Genomic DNA, 17777 nt, shown 5'->3' with positions numbered 1-17777 from the left:
GGGTACAAGGTATTCTAAAGTTCAAGCGGAGTCATATATTCCTTCTGAACTTTAGAATACTGTTAATGATGCTGCTAAAAATTTTGATTAATATATGGTAAATAGGCAAATAATTAATGTGGGGATATTTATCAGCGGAAGGTGAAACAATTGAGGGATAAAACAATTATTGAAAATGAAATTACGGCTCCTAAAAAGAGGCGTCCAATGCTTTTTATATTTATAGTTCTGGTATTTTTTGTGATATATAAGTTTTCATTGCTGAATTATTTCGGTTTTGTCACTTACTCGGATGCAAAAAATATAATTAAGGATTTTGAAAAAAACTATTTATATAGCGAAGTATTTTTAAATAAGGAATACATTGAGCTAAAAAATAACATCTTAAAGCCGCCTTTTACCTCCAAACAAAAAATTGATACGCTTATTAAGCTTTCAGAGAAATTATCCGGAGATAATTATACTAATTTCAGCTATGCCGATCTGGTGCAGGGAAAGCTTAACTACTCATTATATAAAAAATTTGAGATGCAAAGCAAAAAAATTGATGAAAATACCGGCTATATAAAGCTTTCAAGCTTTGGGGAGAATGCAGAAAAGAAGTTTTTTAAAGCTTTAGAAAAAATGGAGGGAATGGAATACCTGATATTGGATTTAAGAGGCAATCATTTGGGTTATTATACTGAAGCCATAGAGATTGCTGATGACTTACTTCCGGGAGACTTGGAAATAGCTTCTGTAGAATTTTCAAATTCAAAGCACTATTACAGCTCTAATGATTTTTACTATGGCTTTAAGAAAATATTTTTGCTTCTGGATGAAGAAAGTGCGTGCAATACAGAGATGTTTGCACTGGCCTTAAAAGAAAACATGGGCGATAAAGTAGAGCTGATCGGCAAGAAAACCAAAGGTATAGATATAGGGCAGGTTTATAAAATCTACTACAATAAGATCAACTTCAGCATTTCGGCATACAAATGGAATGTTAAGGGCAAGACCTCTGAAAGCCTGGCAAGCTATTTAAGCAAATATAATAATATTGCCTTGAGCAGCTTGGATGATTATATAAAAGCAGCAGCGAGCATGAAGTAGTTCTTCATCTGCTGCTGCTTCTCTTTCCTTTCCCGTTTGCTTCGAATATTCATATTATCCTCCATGTTCATACTATCTGCAGCATATTATACTATAATAGTATATATATCAAAGAGTTAAATGGAAATATGCTTAATAAAGCATGATATGAAGGTGAGAAAATGATTATTGCTTCGGGCAGGATCTATTTATATGCCGGCTGGGTGCATTCGCTGAAAGAAAAAAGAATGGTGGTAAAAAGCATCATAGATAAAGTGCGGCATAGATTTAACGTGTCTATTGCAGAAATAGAAAATCTTGACATGCACCAGTCGATTGTTATAGGGATTGCTTGCGTAAGCAATAGCAGCAAGCATTCCAACAGCTGTATTCAGAATGTAATCGATTTTATAGAACAAAATACAGACGCAGTTTTGGAGAGCTTCCAAATAGAGATACTATGATTCATTGCCCATATATGCTTTGTATAATTCTTCAAAAGAATCATAGTGAATAACTTCTCTGCCGACTTTCTTATATTCATCAAGATATTTATCCATGATCTGCATAAAGCTTTCTCTGAATGCATCAAGAGCATCAGATGAAAAATATTTCATTACATTGAACTTTTTTGTTCCTCTGTCTGCTGTCATCTCATCCAGATAATCCTGAGCGCATACGGCAGTGAGAAAGGCGTAGGACTTATCCTTTGCTTGTGTACTGTTAATTACCTTATTTCTCAGATTGCACCACAGCTCTTCATATGTACCATTGAGATTATCATAGGTTGGAACCGGATGCTCTATCAGCTCGGCATACATTTTATCATAAAGCGTGGCAATATCTTTCAATAGTATGAAAGCTGCACTTCTGATTTCCACAACCGACTTAGAATTTACTATATCCATATATGTCTTTTCAAAGTTCTCCGGCAAATATTTCAATGTTCTTAACTCATCAAGGTACCTCCTCAAACCATGCTGAAAACATGTGTTATTTAAGCAGTTTATTGCATTTATGACTTCAAAAGACAGATTGCCTGACGCATATCTTACAGCACCAATTTCATCTGAAAGCAAAGCTTCAGAATAGTATTGCTTTGCCTTATTGATACACTTCTCTGCTCTTGCAAGAGATGCTATACCAATCGGTTTTGCCAGTTCATCAAGTGCTTTTTTCTGATACGCTTTCAATCTTTCCAAATATTCAGGTTTTGCACAGTAAAGCACCTTCATATTGGTAAGGCAGGATACCATGGGGCTTTCAAGATTGGCCTCTGCTTCTATCCGAGTATCCCACGGGGTACAGTAAATATCATATCCAACATCGTCCAGGATAAATGCTGATGATATTTCCCAACCTCTGTATGTATTATTGATAATAATCAAATCAAGGTCACTCTTCTCATGGAAATCTCCGGTTGAAAAGGAACCCGAGAGTCCGATAATTGCTATATCTTCTGGGAAATCACGTTTTGCACGCTCAATGACCATATTTATAAGGTTTTCATTTTTCTCAACTAATTTCTTTTTTATATTTTCATCCATAGCAATCTTCCCTTCATTTTCTTTTTCGATATTGATTTACTGCGTGCATTTTGTAATCTCAATATAACATAATAAATATACGCTTTATAGTTACTAAATGATTACATTTGTTTTTGACACAAATTTTGGGAGCAAAAATCGCTGAAATGACCGAAGGTCTGTTCTGCTTTCATAAATTGTTTTAAACCTAGCTCCAGTCATTTTTAAGGCCATTTGAATAAGCTCAACAACAAAAAATAAAGCAATTCGACATATTGCGACAAATAAAATACTATGCTATGATAACCTGCGTAACTATAATAATCTACATAACAACAAAGGAGAAGATAAAGACGTATGAAAGCAATGTTCAAAATGTTAATGGCAGCCCTTGTGATTACCAGCCTTTCAGTATTTCCTGTCAGCGCAGCAAAGGAAGAATCCGTTGATTGGGGAAATGCCGCTTATCGGATTATTGTACCCGGGTTCATCGAGGGAAGAGATGTTGAAGTAGGTGACGGCAAAACAACACCTGCGATTGTTGTTGAAAAGCCAGCGCAGAACAGCAACGGCAGGTATACTTTTTTTGAAATCGTAACAACTGATCCAGATGCTGTTTTGGTTACTTCAACTCTGTATACCGCAGAGTTTGACCAGATAGGTGATTATATGGCTGATTTAGAGGATGGCCGTGTTAAGTTCAGCCCAAACTTGATGGCGGATTTTGATGAGGTATCAGAACAACCACTATATCTTGGTTTTTCTTTCCGTAATGCAGATTTTGAAGTAATATATGAATTCCCGCTCTGGGTTGTATTTGAAGAGGGAGAGACTTCTGCACCGGCTTCTACACCAGCTCCTGCTCCGACCCCGGTTAAGGAAGTGACTGCCTTGCTTGCATCATCTAAGGTTATTGTAGATGATCAGCAAATCGCCTTTGGAGCCTATACTATTGATGGGTACAACTACTTCAAGCTGCGGGATTTAGCTCTGGCAGTTACAGGTTCAGCAAAGCAGTTCGAAGTGACCTGGGATGGAGTAAAAAATGCCATCAATCTCATATCCGGAGAAGCATATACTCCTGCTGGAAATGAGTTAACTGCGGAATCAGGAGCTGCTTCCGTTAAGGGAATTACCAATCAGTCTAAGATCTATTTAAATGGAGAAGAGATTACACTCGAATCTTATACTATTAACGGAAATAACTATTTCAAGCTGAGAGATATAGCGGCTGTATTTGATTTTGGCGTTTCCTGGGATGGAGCCCTGAATCAAATCGTAATTGATACTGCTGCCAGTTATACAGAATAATAGAATGATCTAGAGGGTGTCCTGAAACTATGAGCTTTGACTCACGGAGGAGGGACACCCTTAGAACATATACATTACTTGAGCAGATAAATTGAGGAGAAGCCTATTTTTTAATCACCGCAATCCATACTTCCTGCCGGTTTTCTTGCATATAGCATTCGATAACCGGCAGGTCTGCCAGTTCATAGCCTGAATTAGGGAGCCACTCAGTGTAAAATTGTTTGTATACCTTCTGTATTGCATTTGGTAGTTCTCCATTAGCCTCAAAAATCGCCCATGTTGCAGCAGGATAAGAGAACTCCTGCATTCCTGCAAGTGCAGGTATGTGTTCGCATTCTGGGATATCTACATGGCTTGTTACAGCTATTATGTAGTTCATTTCTTCTGAGTCTCCCCATTGACCACCAGCCGCAATCCCTAAGAATCCGGCAGGTCTGTAGTCAGGGAAATTCTCTATAAGCCTTTTCATGATTCCTTCTTTCCATGCACTTTCCCATATCTGCGGAATAACTTCAAATGCTGCAGCTGTTTTAAGCTTGTGTGAAATTCCCATTACCTTAAAAGCCGGCCATTGCTCAATTTGATAATTCATATGATTTTCCCCTTTTATAGTTATTTGAAAGGAAAGTTTAGGACAGGATTTCAGTTGTACTGTTTCATTTCTGACAATTGAAGGTAGTACACCATGAAAATTTTTAAATGCACGAGAAAAAGCATCTTGTGATTCATACCCATATTTCAAAGCAATGTCAATAATTTTTTCTGTACTGTTTAATAAATCAAAAGCTGCCAATGTCAAACGTCTACTCCTAATATATTCAGATAATGGCTTATCGGCAATATATGAAAACATTCTTTGAAAATTATAAACAGAACATTGAGCAATTTTTGAAATAGTATCATAGGATATTTCGCCTGCAAGATTTTCTTCTATGTAGTTTATCGCCTCATTAAGCTGTTTAACCCAATCCATTTTTCTCCCTCCTAGTTCAATCATATCTTTTTTAGAATTAGTCCACTCGACATTTGATGCCGTAATTTGTAGTCTAATTTCTTCATTTATTGCATCATTACTAAATCATTATACAATATTTAACTCTACTGATATAGAATATTATGGATATATAAGAAAATAATAAACTGGGAAGCATTTTAAATATAAGGAAGTGGTTTTTAGTGACCAATAATAGAGAACCTAATAGATTAATCCAGGAGAAATCACCTTATTTATTACAGCATGCATATAATCCTGTAAATTGGATGCCTTGGATACCCGAAGCATTTGAAAAAGCGAAAAGGGAAGATAAACCGATATTCTTATCCATAGGCTATTCTACCTGCCATTGGTGCCATGTCATGGAGAGGGAATCCTTTGAAGATAATGAGGTAGCGGAAATATTAAACCAAAATTACATTTCAATAAAAGTCGATAGAGAGGAAAGGCCTGACATAGATCATATTTATATGGAAGTATGTCAAATTCTCACCGGCAGCGGGGGCTGGCCGTTAACTATCATAATGACTCCTGATAAAGAGCCGTTTTTTGCAGGCACATATTTCCCTAAGCGTTCAAAATTTGGATATACCGGTCTTATAGATATACTTGCAAGAATTCACAGCATATGGGAAAAGGACAGAGGCAAAGCATTGGATTCCTCGAGAAGCATTATTGAGGCTTTATCAAGGCAGGAAATGGGAGAAACCGGTGAGGAGCTGTCAGATGACACTCTAAAAAGAGCTTATGAGATATTAAAAGGCAGCTTTGATGAAGAATATGGGGGTATAGGAGCTGCACCCAAATTTCCTACACCCCATAATATCATGTTTTTGCTCAGGTATTACGATATAACAAAAGATGAGGGTGCACTCCGGATCGCCGTAAAAACATTGGAGTCTATGTATAGAGGCGGAATATATGACCATATAGGTTTTGGCTTTTCCAGGTATTCTACGGACAGAAAATGGCTTGTACCGCATTTTGAAAAGATGCTTTATGATAATGCTCTGCTTATGTACGCCTATACGGAAGCCTATCAAATAACCAAGAGTGATCTATTTAAAGAAATTGTTATTCAAACCGGCAACTATATACTGAGAGACATGACATCGCGTATGGGAGGTTTTTACTCTGCCGAAGATGCAGACTCGGAGGGTGAGGAAGGCAAGTTTTATTTATGGGATAAGAAAGAAATAATATATATATTGGGCGAACAAGATGGTAAATTATTCTGTGAAACGTATGGGGTTACAGATAAAGGTAATTTTGAAGGGAAAAGCATACCCAATCTCATTGAGAATGAGCTGTTTGAAAAAATAAACGGGGATAAAAGGATTGAGGCTGCCAGAAGAAAGCTGTTTGCTTACAGAGAACAGCGCATACGCCCATTTAAAGATGATAAAATAATTACCTCCTGGAATGGGTTGATGATTGCAGCTATGGCCTTTGCCGGAAGAGCTTTGGATAATGATAGCTTTATAGATGCTGCGTCTTCAGCAGCGGATTTTATACTTAAAAACCTTAGAAGGCAAGATGGGAGGCTGCTGGCAAGGTATAGGGAAGGCTCCGCAGATCACTTGGCATATCTGGAAGACTACAGCTTTCTTATTTGGGGTTTGATCGAGCTTTATCAGGCAGTTTTTAATGAGAAATATCTCAATGAAGCTGCCAATCTTGCTGATGAAATGATAAGGCTTTTTTATGATGAAAAAGCAAAAGGCTTCTTTCTCTACGGATCTGATGGCGAGAAATTAATAACAAGGCCCATGAAATTATATGACAATGCCATGCCATCAGGAAATTCAACCGCAGCCATGGTTTTGATAAAGCTTTCAAGACTCACATATAAAATCGATTATGAAGATATCGCAAATGCAATGTTTGGCAGCTTTGCAGGAAGGGTTCTGGAATATCCTGCCGGATATACATATTTTCTTTCTTCCTTTATGCTTGCTGCTAAGGAAAGCATAGAAATAGTATTGGTCCAGGGAAAAAATAAAAAAGAGATAGTGGAAATGTTAGCTGTATTAAATAATGAGTTCTTACCAAATATAAGCGTATCTTTGAAAAAGGATGGAGAAGATAATTACTCTATGCTTGACGGAAAAGCTACGGCTTATGTATGCAAGGGAAATAGCTGCAGTAAACCGGTTAATGATATAGATGAATTTTGTAAGCTGATATTGAGTAAGCTATATGCATAAATATTTTTGGTATTCAGAATACAGACACTTATTGAAATGTCATAAAATTGAGAAAACAATAAAAGGAAAATATTGGAGTAAAATCCGATAGACTATTAAATCAATATTATGTATAATGTTGCAGGCAAGCTTTGATAGCCAAATGTAAAATTTGACGAGGAGGATAATTAATGAAAAAATTTGGATTGTTGCCTAGATTAATAATTGCAATAGCAATTGGTATATTAATAGGCAGTATTGCGCCTAAATGGGTGATACAAGTGTTGGCAACCTTTAATGGAATTTTCGGCAATTTTCTTGGATTTGCTATTCCATTGATAATCATTGGATTTGTAGCTCCTGGAATAGGAGATCTGGGTGCCGGAGCGGGTAAGCTTTTAGCAATAACCGCAGGCATAGCCTATGTCTCTACAATAATTTCCGGTATGGCAGCTTATTTTACATCCTCAGCAGTTCTTCCAACTTTTTTAAAGCCCGGAAGTCTTGTTGTAAATGCTGCTAACCCTGAAGAGGCATTGGTATCGGGATTTTTCTCAGTGGATATGCCGCCGATATTCGGGGTTATGACTGCACTTTTGATTGCTTTTACGATTGGTCTTGGAATTTCAGTCATTAAAGGTGATACTATAAAGAAGTTCATGAGTGAATTCCAACAAATAATTGAAAAGCTGATATCGAATATAATAATACCTCTTTTACCTGTTCATATATTGGGCATATTTGCTAATATGACTTATGCAGGCCAAGTTGCAACGATAATGTCAGTTTTTGCGAAAGTTTTTGCGATGATAATAATCCTTCATATAGTGATATTGATATTCCAATATATTATTGGAGGTACCTTGGCAGGGGGAAATCCCATAAGGCTGTTAAAGAATATGCTTCCTGCATATTTTACAGCCATAGGGACCCAGTCTTCTGCGGCGACTATACCTGTAACCCTCGAACAGGCGAAGAAAAACGGCGTTCAAGACGGGATAGCTGACTTTGTAATACCTCTTTGCGCTACGATTCATTTATCGGGAAGCACTATCACTTTAGTAAGCTGCTCTATGGCGGTAATGATGCTGAATGGAATGCCCATAAATCTTGCAAGTATGTTTCCCTTTATATTGATGCTGGGTATTACGATGGTAGCAGCGCCCGGTGTACCCGGAGGCGCTGTCATGGCTGCCTTGGGGCTTCTCGAATCCATGCTTGGGTTTAATTCGACCCTGTTGGCTTTGATGATTGCGCTGTACTTGGCCCAGGATAGCTTTGGTACAGCCTGCAATGTAACCGGAGATGGCGCTATTGCACTTATGGTAAACAGGATATCCGGCTATAGGCTTAAGAAATAATAATAGAACCTCTTTGCTGGAAATGCAAAGAGGTTCTATTATTCACTTGATGTTCCTGATAAAATCATAAGTGATCCTTGCGGTTATACCCCAAATTACTCTGCTGTCAAAAACATAGAAATATACAGGATACCTGCCCTTTGCCCATTTATAGTCCATTCCTCTTTGGATTAGATCATAAGGAAAATCTTCTCTGGGCTGCATATTGACATCTATGTAGTGGCAAAATGGATCGCTGGACAAGAAAAATGACAAAGGTACAGTAAATACTTCCTTTACTTCATTGTTAAAAGTGCCTTTATAATCTTTCACCGTTCCTATATAAGGGTATATTATAGTATTGAAAGGCGTGACAAGTATATCGGAAGCTCCGATAACCTCGATGCTTTCAGTTGCTATCAGCAGCTCTTCCGCAGTTTCCCTGATGGCCGCATTTTCTTTAGATTCGCCTTTTTCAATCCGCCCGCCGGGAAAGCATATTTCATTAGGTTGATTTTTCAGATTTTCCGACCGGATTTCGTACAGAAGGCATAGATTATTTTCGCCTTCCAATATCGGTATCAACACGGAAGATTCATTATAATGATCGCTGTCGGAAATGCTGACAGCTTTATTCTTAAATTTCGATATCATATCTAACATAACTGTAAATTTCCTCACGTATACTCTAATGGTAATTATTATTATACCATAAAAGTTTAGAAATTGGAGAACTGTACGCAATTTTATCGTTGATGTCCGCTATACACATAACATTTTTTATAATATACATATTGTCAAATTATTATACAAGTGGTAATATGGTTAATAAATATTTAGAATTAGGGCCATAAAATACAAATAACTTGATTTGTCCGCTAACGGCGAATGTATATTAATGCATTCGTTAAGGCTTCTCTGATTTCTATGATGCTTCACAAGAAGCCTTATCTTAACATCTTCAGGAAACTTACTATGTCTATTAAAAATGACATAGTTAAGATAAAAATGAATGAGGAGGAGAAAAATGAAAAAAGTTAGTTTTTTATTAGCCATTGTTCTTATTCTTTCCTTTACACTTGCTGGTTGCTCCAAGCCGGCAGAACAGACTACAGGCGGAGACGGAGAGGTGATAAAAATCGGCGTATTTGAACCTATTACAGGCGCAAATGCCGGTGGGGGAGCTCTTGAGGTAGAAGGAGCCAAGCTTGCAAACAAATTATACCCGGAAGTATTGGGGAAAAAAGTAGAGCTTGTTATTGCAGATAATAAGTCTGACAAGGTTGAAGCTGCAAGTGCTGCCGCCAGGCTTGTTGAGAAAGAAAAAGTTGTTGCCATAATCGGAAGTTGGGGGAGCTCGCTGTCTATGGCAGCAGGAGACATCGTCAAAAATGCTAAAGTTCCTGCGGTTGGCGCTTCTTGCACAAATCCGTTGGTTACGCTGAATAATGATTATTATTTTAGAGTATGCTTCATAGATCCATTTCAGGGAACAGTTATGGCGAATTATGCATTCAATAAATTGGGTGCTAAGAAAGCAGCCATAATCCAAGAAGTTTCCAATGACTATTCTGTCGGACTGGCAAAGTTTTTTGTCGATTCCTTTAAAGAGCTTACAGGAGATGCAAATTGTATAGTAGCTTCTTCAAACTACAATACAGGTGATCAGGATTTTACAGCACAGTTGACAAATATTAAAGCTGCAAATCCCGAAGTAATATTTGCACCGGGCAATTTTACCGAATCAGCTCTTCTTATCAAGCAGGCAAAACAATTGGGCATCAATGTGCCCATCATAGGCGGAGATACCTGGGAAACACCGGAATTCATAGATATCGGGCAAGCTGATGTTGAAGGAACTGTATTCTCAACCTTCTTCGCTACAGAGAAACCTATAACTGACGAGTCAGAAAAATTCCTTGCAGAATACAGAAAGGAATATAATAAAGAGCCTGCAGCGGTTACAGCTCTTGGCTACGACGCATATATACTTATATTAGATGCCATAAAGAGAGCCGGAAGCGCAGACCCAGTAAAGATAAGAGAAGAGATTGCCAAAACAAAAGATTTCATGGGAGCGGCAGGAGTTATAAGCCTTGACGAAAATGGAGACGCGGTTAAGGATGCTGTTATAAAAGTTGTAAAAGACGGCAAATTCACATATATGGATACAGTGAAGCCTGTAAATAGATAAATATAATAATTTAAAAAGATCGGATTTCCCGGTCTTTTTAAATTAAATGCTGTAATGCTGAATAATACCAGATAAACCAAGGCAATCATAATGAATGGACACAAATATATTCAAATAAGCCCATTTACTAACATTGTAATTATGCAAGCCATAGTATAAAATTATGAATGTTATTATTTTATATAGTTGAAGAGGTATGAATATGGCAGCAATAGTTTCAATTTTTATTATAACTATGCTTATAAAGCTATTATATTTTAATCATTTAATTGGAGGTACTATAAGTGCTTCTTACGGACTTTTAATGTCATCCATAGGGGCCCTGATGATACTTATTTGCTTAATTCCCATTGTTAATAAACAGTATAGGATGAAGATGCTTATCTTTTTTGATGCAATAATTACATTTATTGCTGTTGCCGATTTGCTTTTTTATAGATATTTTAATGATGTGATCACGTTGCCCATGGTAGCTCAAATAAAAATGGCGGGTTCGGTTTCCAGCAGCATATTTAATCTTTTCCATATTTCTGATTTACTATTTATTCTTGACTTTTTACTCCTTATACCATTATTAAAGAAAATCAGATCAAGACAGGAGATAACAAAACCTGATTGGATTTATAGGACATCATTATCTCTCGTGCTTCTGCTTTCTGGTATATTTCTTTCATACCGAGGCATTGTCATACTGGAAAAGGATCAGCCGAATATTTTAACCACATTTTATGATAAGGCGTATATCGCACAAAATATTGGCTTGATAAACTATCATGGTGTGGATGCGTTTAAGTTTTTTAAAGAAGGTGTAAGAGGAAAGAAGACCTTGTCAGATGATGAAAAAGCCAAAATAAATACTTGGTTTAAAGAAAAACAGGCATATATGCCTGACAAGCTTGAATATTTTGGAGCGGCTAAAGGAAAGAACCTTATTGCCATACAAGTGGAAGCGCTGCAGGAATTTGTAATAGGAAGGAAAATTAATGGCAATGAGATTACTCCCAATCTGAATAGGCTTATCAATAAGAGCATATATTTTGAGAACTATTTCTGTGAAACTGCTGCAGGCGGTACATCAGATGCAGAGTTTCTTGCAAACAACTCCCTTTATCCTTTAAAAACCGGAGCAGTTTTTATGAAGTATCCGGGCAATTACTACTTTTCTTTGCCTAAAGCGCTGAAGGAGCAAGGATATGCTACTGTTGCCATGCATGCTTATAAGCCAGGATTTTGGAATCGAAGCGTTATGTACCCTAATATGAGCTTTGATAAATTTTTCAACAAGAATGATCTTATTCCTGATGAGATAATAGGAATGGGTCTGAGTGACAAGTCATTTTTCAGACAATCCCTGGATTATTTGAAAACTATAAAGGAGCCGTATTATGCTTTTATGGTTACGCTTACAAGCCACTATCCTTATGATAATACCGAAAGCTATCATAAGGCTTTGGATGTCGGAGATTTAAAAGGGGCATTTATGGGAAATTATCTTGAGGCCATACATTATGCTGATGAATCGCTCGGTTACTTGATAGACAGACTGGAGAAAGAAGGCATGATGGATAATACTGTTGTCGCTGTATATGGAGATCATTATGCCGTCTCGAAGGATAAAAAGAATGAATTGGCCCGATTGCTTAATATTGATGACATGAATGATTATATGTGGGTAAAGCATCAGAAAGTTCCGCTTATTATTCATCTTCCGGGCGATGAAGGTGCCGGCCGCAGGTCAATAGCAGGGGGAGGCTTGGATTTTATGCCTACAATTTTAAATATTATGGGCGTAGACGGCAGAGCCATTCCAATGATGGGCAGAGACCTTCTTAACTCTCCTCATGGTATGGCGGTTATGAGAAATGGATATTTTATAGATGATGATTATTTGTGCCTCACTGCTGACGGAGCAGCCTTTAAGCTAGACAGCGGAGAGCCTTATCCGATAGAGAACTTGAAGAAAGAGATTGAAGATATGCATATGGAGCTTGACATATCTGAGAAAATAATAGAGAATGATTTGATTGAAGAAATAAGAAATTATTTGCTGAACCAATAGAGCATTGAAGACCTGTGATGCAGGTCTTTTTATATTTGTATTGAATATATAGGTATGCAAACACTATGTGAGAAGGTGATATGATGAATGTTTTGATTGTAGATGATGAAAAGCTCATAGTAAAGGGTCTTAAATACAGCTTGGAGCAGCAAGGATATAAAGTTTTTGCAGCTTATATGGGTTATGAGGCTATGGAGCTTATTGAGAAAAATACTATGGATTTTATTATATTGGATCTTATGCTGCCTGATGCGGATGGAATGATGCTATGCAAGAGGATCAGGGCCGATCACGATATACCCATTCTCATGCTGACTGCTAAAGATGGTGATTATGACAAAATCTTAGGCTTTGAGTTCGGCGCAGATGATTATATGACAAAGCCGTTTAATACTTTGGAGCTGATCGCAAGGGTAAAAGCTATCATGAGGAGAGCAGGAAAGATTGGAGAGGGCAAAGTCATAGCGTCAGGTAGTCTGGAAATCAACTGGGATGAACGGAGCGCATATGCAGAGGGCAAAGAAATAAACCTTACAGCCAAAGAATTTGATATGCTTTATTTGCTGGCAAGCAATCCTGGCAGAGTATTTACCAGGGAGGAAATCTTTAGGCAAATATGGAAGGAAGACGCCTTTGACGTAAGGACCATTGATGTTCATATCAGAAATCTCAGGGATAAAGTTGAGCAGGATGCAAAACATCCAAGGTATATAATGACTAAATGGGGGGTGGGTTATTATTTCAATAAAGGCTAAAATGCTTATTATATATAGCATAATAATAGTATCGGCATTTTCTTTCTTTGGTATAGTAGTATCGGGCAGTTATAAAAGCATAAGGATAAAGAATGAAGAGAATAGGCTGTTTCAGACCGCAAATGTTGTAGCTGATACATATAGGGCTAATAAAGAGGATCAGATATTTATCAGGACAATGGCAAAAAGCTATGGGAGGCAAGCTAATGCAAGAATACTTATATTGGATTCTCAGAAAAAGACTGTAGTAGACAGCCACAACTCTTATATCGGTAAGACTGTCGATAATGAAGAGATAAGAAGCAGCTTAGCTTCCAGACCAAAGTCCGGCATTTACGAGCTTCAAGGTAAAGAGGTTTTACAGCTATCAGTGCCCATAATGGCTCATTCAGCTAATGAGACGAAAATAGAAGGAGCTGTTCTTATATCGGCATCTTTAGAGGCTATAAGCCAAGATTTGAAGGATTTGAAGAATACGCTGCTCAAGGTTTCTGCTTCAGCCTTGTTGATCGCTTTAATATTTACCGTTATGGCTGCAAATAGTATAGCAAAACCGCTTAGCAGCTTGACGAATGCCGTGGAAAAGGTTTCATCAGGGTATTTGGGCTATAAGGTTGAAGACAGAGAAAGCGGAGAAATAGGAAAATTGATTGAGTCATTTAATGAAATGAGCGGAAAGCTGAAGCAAATAGAGAACAACCGCAAAAGCTTCATAAACAGCATATCACATGAATTGAAAACCCCGATAACAGCTATAAGAGCTCTTATAGAATCATTATCCTTGGGAAACAGCAGCCTGGAAATCTATAAAGAATATCTGGAGGACATAAATGATGAAGCCAAAAGGATGGGGCAGCTTGTCGACTATTTGCTTAGCTCAATTAAGCTTGAGGATATCAGCTTGGATCTCAAGGAAGAAGATCTAGCGGAAATAATAGAAGATGCGTTTAAGCTGATAAAGCCTTATGCGGAAAAAAATGGTGTTGATGTTGCGGTGAATGGCATTACTAGCGTGAGGACAATATGTGACAGGAACAAAGTTAAAGAAGCATTGCTGAATCTTCTTGATAACTCAGTAAAATATAAAGATCCGTATAAAAAACAAAATAATATCACGATCAGCTTGGTTAAAAATAAGAATGAAGCGTGTTTGGTCATAGAGGATAATGGTATGGGTATACGAGAGGAATATCTATCAAATATTTTCAATAGGGGCTTTAGGGTTCTGGATGCTGAAATAGCAGCAAATTCAAGAACAGAAGGCTATGGTATAGGCCTCGCCATCGTTAAAAATATTATTGAAAAGCACAATTGGCAGATAGCGGCAGATAGCAATTACGGGTCAGGCAGCAAATTCACTATAACTATATCCTTATAATTAGTTTATAAATATTTCTGCAAATCTTAATAATTCCTTAACATCTGTTTATTTTATCTTAAAAAATAAGCTGTATAATTATATTGAATAGAGAGAGGGGGTAATGTTATGAAAAAATATATATCAATATTTCTAGTCATAGTGATGGTTTTGAGTTTGGCCGCTTGCAGCAGCTTTGATAAGAAGCCCTCCAAAACTGATGAAAAGCCGGGCACTGATGTAATTGTAGAACCTTCTCCCAAAACTGATGAAAAGGAAGCAGCATTATACTTTGCGAACAAAAAGTATGTGGAAACAGGCGATGAGAAGCTAGAAAAGCTTATTTCAGAAAAGCGAATTGTGAAATATGGGGATATATCTTTAGAAGAAGCTGTTGTCAGAGAACTGATGAAAGGACCCGAAAGCTCTGAACTTGCTACAGAAATCCCATCAAGCGCTAAGCTGATAAGTGTCGAGCTAGCCGATGGCACAGCTTTTGTAAACTTTGCTCAAGAAGGCTTGTACGGAGGCTCTTTGCAGGAGACCTTTACCATCAGTCAGATAGTTAATAGTTTAATGGAGTTGGGAAGTATAAAAAGAGTCCAATTTATGATTGACGGGAAAAAGGCAGAAACTCTTATGGGCCATATTTATACTATGGGTGCTTTTGAAGAAAAGGTAGAATTCTTTACGGATTAAGATGAAGAAGAAAACAGTGAGGTATGCTCCTCACTGTTTTCTTCTTTCTTTCACTTCTTTTAGAAATTGCTGGTTTCCTTCATCGGTAAGCAATTTGTAAGCATCATCATAGTTTAGATCTATCTTATCCGAGATGTTATATTTTTTCTTTACTTTGATAATCCTTCTAAGTGACTCGTTGATGCGTTCTTCTGAAATCAATCCGTTGACGGCGCCTTCTTTTAACGCTTTCAGAACCTTGTCCTGAACTTCCTTTGTATGACCTATTACAAATATATCTGCGCCTGCATTAAAGGACTCTATTACTGATTCCTCAACAGATTGATCGCCTTCCATGAAACCGTACATTTCGATCTCATCGGTTATTGCCAGGCCTTGGAAACCTAACTCATTTCTTAAAATATCCGTTAGAAAAACTTTAGATTTTGTAGCAGGCTTTCCCGATTCATCAATTTTAGGAAAAGCAAGATGTCCTATCATTATTGCATCTATTCCTTCTTCTATAGCATTTTTGAATGGAAGAAGCTCCCTGGATTCCAAAAGGCTGCGATCAATATCAATTATCGGGAGTTTGCTGTGAGAGTCAACCTTGGTATTGCCATGGCCCGGAAAATGCTTTGCTACCGCAATTATTTTTTCTGAGGCCAGGCCTTTGATGAATGAAATCCCATGGTTGGATACCCTATCAGCATCCGTTCCATAAGCTCTCACCTTTAATAATTCATTATCCTTAATGCTTAAAATATCAAGCACCGGCGCAAAATTCAGGTTAATACCGGAGGCATAAAGCTGCTTTCCAACCACTCTTCCGGATTTTTCAGTCAATGCCGTATCATTAATGCTGCCGAAGATCTTTGCGTCAGGTATGGTAGTTCCATCTTCAGGCATCCTGGATACTGTGCCGCCTTCTTCATCGACAGATATGAAAAGTGGAAGAGGATTACCATTATTCCAATCCTTTAGTTTGGAGTTCAATTCATATAGCTTCTTGAAGCTGTTGTAATTTCTCTTGAAGAGAATGAAACCGCCGACTTTATTGTCTTTTATGAAGCTCATCAATGTTTGATCCTTTGTATCTTCAGGAAAGCCAATTATTACAAGCTGGCCTATTTTTTCATCCAGAGTCATATTGCTTATTATCTTATCCTCATAAGCCGGCTCCGATCCTTCCTCATCATCAGTTTCATTTGAGGGGAAAGGCGGTATTTCTGGTTGAATATCCTTATCAGGTTGATTTAACTTCTGGCAGGATATAAGCAGGACCAAAGTTGATAGTAATACGATTACTGCTATAATTTTTTTCATCATCCAGTACCTCATCAATATTTTATTTGGCATTTCAGTATTTTAAGCCTGATATGATTTTAATTGATTGTATATTATTTTGCAAATTAGAAAAAATATACTTATCTTGAAAAAGGGAGTGTGGATATGCCGGGCTTGAAACGCGGCACCTTGGTGATCATCGGTGGTGCCGAGGATAAGACAGCAGATATGCGAATATTAAAAATTGTATATAGATTATCTGGAGGGGATAATGGAACTGTTGCCGTGGTGACCACTGCGACAAACAGTCCATATGAAGCGGAAAAAGAATATAATGATATATTTAAAAACTTGGGCAGCAAAGCTGTGTATGGAATAAACATATCTAATAGAGCCCAAGCGGATGATCAACGGTTGATAAAGCAAATCAGAGAATGTGATTGCATTTTTTTTGTTGGAGGAGATCAGCTAAGAATATCCAGCATATTAGGAGGGACTGAATTTCACAAAGCGGTTCTGGAAAGCCTTAATAACGGCAAGGTCATAGCCGGTACCAGTGCAGGAGCATCTATGATGAGCCAGGTTATGGTAGTTGAAGGGCGAGATGATGAAGCTCCAAGGAAATGTACATTGAAAATGGCACCGGGAATGGGTTTGCTTCAAGGTGTTATTATTGACCAGCATTTCAATCAAAGAGGCAGGATTGGAAGGCTTCTGGCGGCTGTAGCGCAAAACCCTGGAGTCATAGGGATAGGAATAGACGAAGATACAGCGGCCATAGTTAATAGTGAGCTTAATTTGAAAGTAGCTGGCTCTGGTGTGGTAACAGTGGTGGATGGGAGAGATATAACTTTCACAAACACTTCAGAGCAGTATGCAGAAGAACCTTTAGCCATTACAAATGTAAAAATTCATGTCTTTCCGGAAGGTTATGGGTTTAACCTGGTTACAAAACAGGGAATAATACAAAAAGATGAAAAATAGGCTGAAGATAATAACTTAAAAACTGAGGAGGATAA

General features: G+C 37.6%; 15 protein-coding genes. 11 read left to right on the top strand and 4 right to left on the bottom strand.

Annotation, left to right across the window (positions count from 1 at the left end; translation table 11 throughout):
- The first annotated feature begins 207 nt into the window (after window positions 1-207).
- Together LJD61_RS14840 and LJD61_RS14835 are read left to right on the top strand one after the other, a co-directional pair.
- The gene (locus LJD61_RS14840; protein ID WP_255228336.1) at window positions 208-1092 is read left to right on the top strand and encodes a S41 family peptidase; all 885 of its coding nucleotides are present in this window, start codon (window positions 208-210) and stop codon (window positions 1090-1092) included.
- A 161-nt stretch (window positions 1093-1253) separates the two neighbouring features.
- On the top strand, window positions 1254-1535 hold the full coding sequence (locus LJD61_RS14835) for a DUF503 domain-containing protein (protein WP_255228335.1): 282 nt from the start codon (window positions 1254-1256) through the stop codon (window positions 1533-1535).
- On the opposite strand, the gene LJD61_RS14830 is transcribed toward LJD61_RS14835, so the two are convergent.
- Window positions 1530-2618, bottom strand: coding sequence for a nucleotidyltransferase domain-containing protein (locus tag LJD61_RS14830; protein ID WP_255228334.1), 1089 nt, complete (start codon window positions 2616-2618; stop codon window positions 1530-1532). The two genes, LJD61_RS14835 and LJD61_RS14830, sit on opposite strands and share 6 nt — an antisense overlap.
- A 336-nt stretch (window positions 2619-2954) precedes the next feature.
- Here LJD61_RS14830 and LJD61_RS14825 point away from each other — a divergent pair, with 336 nt between their 5' ends.
- On the top strand, window positions 2955-3908 hold the full coding sequence (locus LJD61_RS14825; protein ID WP_255228333.1) for a stalk domain-containing protein: 954 nt from the start codon (window positions 2955-2957) through the stop codon (window positions 3906-3908).
- Between the two features lie 103 nt (window positions 3909-4011).
- Here LJD61_RS14825 and LJD61_RS14820 read toward each other — a convergent pair whose 3' ends face one another.
- Window positions 4012-4881 (bottom strand): AraC family transcriptional regulator, encoded by an 870-nt coding sequence (locus tag LJD61_RS14820; RefSeq protein WP_255228332.1) that lies wholly within the window; start codon window positions 4879-4881, stop codon window positions 4012-4014.
- Window positions 4882-5084: 203 nt separating this feature from the next.
- Here LJD61_RS14820 and LJD61_RS14815 point away from each other — a divergent pair, with 203 nt between their 5' ends.
- Window positions 5085-7109 carry a thioredoxin domain-containing protein gene (locus tag LJD61_RS14815; RefSeq protein ID WP_255228331.1) on the top strand — a complete coding sequence of 675 codons (2025 nt, stop codon included), beginning with the start codon at window positions 5085-5087 and terminating at the stop codon, window positions 7107-7109.
- Between the two features lie 170 nt (window positions 7110-7279).
- Window positions 7280-8449, top strand: coding sequence for a dicarboxylate/amino acid:cation symporter (locus LJD61_RS14810; RefSeq protein ID WP_255228330.1), 1170 nt, complete (start codon window positions 7280-7282; stop codon window positions 8447-8449).
- A 42-nt stretch (window positions 8450-8491) separates the two neighbouring features.
- Here the strand turns inward: LJD61_RS14810 and LJD61_RS14805 are convergent, their stop codons facing one another.
- The gene (locus LJD61_RS14805; protein ID WP_255228329.1) at window positions 8492-9091 is read right to left on the bottom strand and encodes an NUDIX hydrolase; all 600 of its coding nucleotides are present in this window, start codon (window positions 9089-9091) and stop codon (window positions 8492-8494) included.
- Between the two features lie 364 nt (window positions 9092-9455).
- Here LJD61_RS14805 and LJD61_RS14800 point away from each other — a divergent pair, with 364 nt between their 5' ends.
- The 5 genes from LJD61_RS14800 (at window position 9456) to LJD61_RS14780 (ending at window position 15492) form a co-directional block, all read left to right on the top strand.
- On the top strand, window positions 9456-10622 hold the full coding sequence (locus LJD61_RS14800; protein WP_255228328.1) for an ABC transporter substrate-binding protein: 1167 nt from the start codon (window positions 9456-9458) through the stop codon (window positions 10620-10622).
- 202 nt (window positions 10623-10824) lie between these two features.
- Window positions 10825-12681, top strand: a complete 1857-nt coding sequence (locus tag LJD61_RS14795; RefSeq protein ID WP_255228327.1) for an LTA synthase family protein — start codon at window positions 10825-10827, stop codon at window positions 12679-12681.
- A gap of 80 nt (window positions 12682-12761) precedes the next feature.
- Window positions 12762-13436 carry a response regulator transcription factor gene (locus LJD61_RS14790; RefSeq protein ID WP_255228326.1) on the top strand — a complete coding sequence of 225 codons (675 nt, stop codon included), beginning with the start codon at window positions 12762-12764 and terminating at the stop codon, window positions 13434-13436.
- Between the two features lies 1 nt (window position 13437).
- Entirely contained in the window at window positions 13438-14814 is a 1377-nt protein-coding gene (locus LJD61_RS14785) for a sensor histidine kinase (protein WP_255228325.1), read from the top strand.
- 108 nt (window positions 14815-14922) lie between these two features.
- Complete coding sequence (locus LJD61_RS14780) at window positions 14923-15492, top strand: GerMN domain-containing protein (RefSeq protein WP_255228324.1); 570 nt, start codon at window positions 14923-14925, stop codon at window positions 15490-15492.
- Between the two features lie 30 nt (window positions 15493-15522).
- Here the strand turns inward: LJD61_RS14780 and nagZ are convergent, their stop codons facing one another.
- Window positions 15523-16797 carry a beta-N-acetylhexosaminidase gene (nagZ, locus tag LJD61_RS14775; RefSeq protein WP_255228323.1) on the bottom strand — a complete coding sequence of 425 codons (1275 nt, stop codon included), beginning with the start codon at window positions 16795-16797 and terminating at the stop codon, window positions 15523-15525.
- Between the two features lie 126 nt (window positions 16798-16923).
- Between nagZ and LJD61_RS14770 the strand changes: the two genes are divergently transcribed.
- A complete protein-coding gene (locus LJD61_RS14770) occupies window positions 16924-17742 on the top strand; it encodes a cyanophycinase (RefSeq protein WP_255228322.1) in 819 nt (272 codons plus the stop codon).
- Window positions 17743-17777 lie beyond the last annotated feature (35 nt).

The organism is Lutispora saccharofermentans (assembly GCF_024363565.1).
Taxonomy (GTDB): Bacteria; Bacillota; Clostridia; order Lutisporales; family Lutisporaceae; genus Lutispora; species Lutispora saccharofermentans.
Note: the sequence above shows the minus strand (reverse complement) of the source record. Positions and strands in the feature narration are given on the sequence as shown.

Excerpts from the sequence above, each read along its gene's own strand:
- LJD61_RS14840 (WP_255228336.1), top strand. The coding sequence starts at position 208 with ATGCTTTTTATATTTATAGTTCTGGTATTTTTTGTGATATATAAGTTT.
- LJD61_RS14835 (WP_255228335.1), top strand. The coding sequence starts at position 1,254 with ATGATTATTGCTTCGGGCAGGATCTATTTATATGCCGGCTGGGTGCAT.
- LJD61_RS14830 (WP_255228334.1), bottom strand. The coding sequence starts at position 2,618 with ATGGATGAAAATATAAAAAAGAAATTAGTTGAGAAAAATGAAAACCTT.
- LJD61_RS14825 (WP_255228333.1), top strand. The coding sequence starts at position 2,955 with ATGAAAGCAATGTTCAAAATGTTAATGGCAGCCCTTGTGATTACCAGC.
- LJD61_RS14820 (WP_255228332.1), bottom strand. The coding sequence starts at position 4,881 with ATGGATTGGGTTAAACAGCTTAATGAGGCGATAAACTACATAGAAGAA.
- LJD61_RS14810 (WP_255228330.1), top strand. The coding sequence starts at position 7,280 with ATGAAAAAATTTGGATTGTTGCCTAGATTAATAATTGCAATAGCAATT.
- LJD61_RS14805 (WP_255228329.1), bottom strand. The coding sequence starts at position 9,091 with ATGTTAGATATGATATCGAAATTTAAGAATAAAGCTGTCAGCATTTCC.
- LJD61_RS14800 (WP_255228328.1), top strand. The coding sequence starts at position 9,456 with ATGAAAAAAGTTAGTTTTTTATTAGCCATTGTTCTTATTCTTTCCTTT.
- LJD61_RS14795 (WP_255228327.1), top strand. The coding sequence starts at position 10,825 with ATGGCAGCAATAGTTTCAATTTTTATTATAACTATGCTTATAAAGCTA.
- LJD61_RS14790 (WP_255228326.1), top strand. The coding sequence starts at position 12,762 with ATGATGAATGTTTTGATTGTAGATGATGAAAAGCTCATAGTAAAGGGT.
- LJD61_RS14785 (WP_255228325.1), top strand. The coding sequence starts at position 13,438 with ATGCTTATTATATATAGCATAATAATAGTATCGGCATTTTCTTTCTTT.
- LJD61_RS14780 (WP_255228324.1), top strand. The coding sequence starts at position 14,923 with ATGAAAAAATATATATCAATATTTCTAGTCATAGTGATGGTTTTGAGT.
- nagZ (WP_255228323.1), bottom strand. The coding sequence starts at position 16,797 with ATGAAAAAAATTATAGCAGTAATCGTATTACTATCAACTTTGGTCCTG.
- LJD61_RS14770 (WP_255228322.1), top strand. The coding sequence starts at position 16,924 with ATGCCGGGCTTGAAACGCGGCACCTTGGTGATCATCGGTGGTGCCGAG.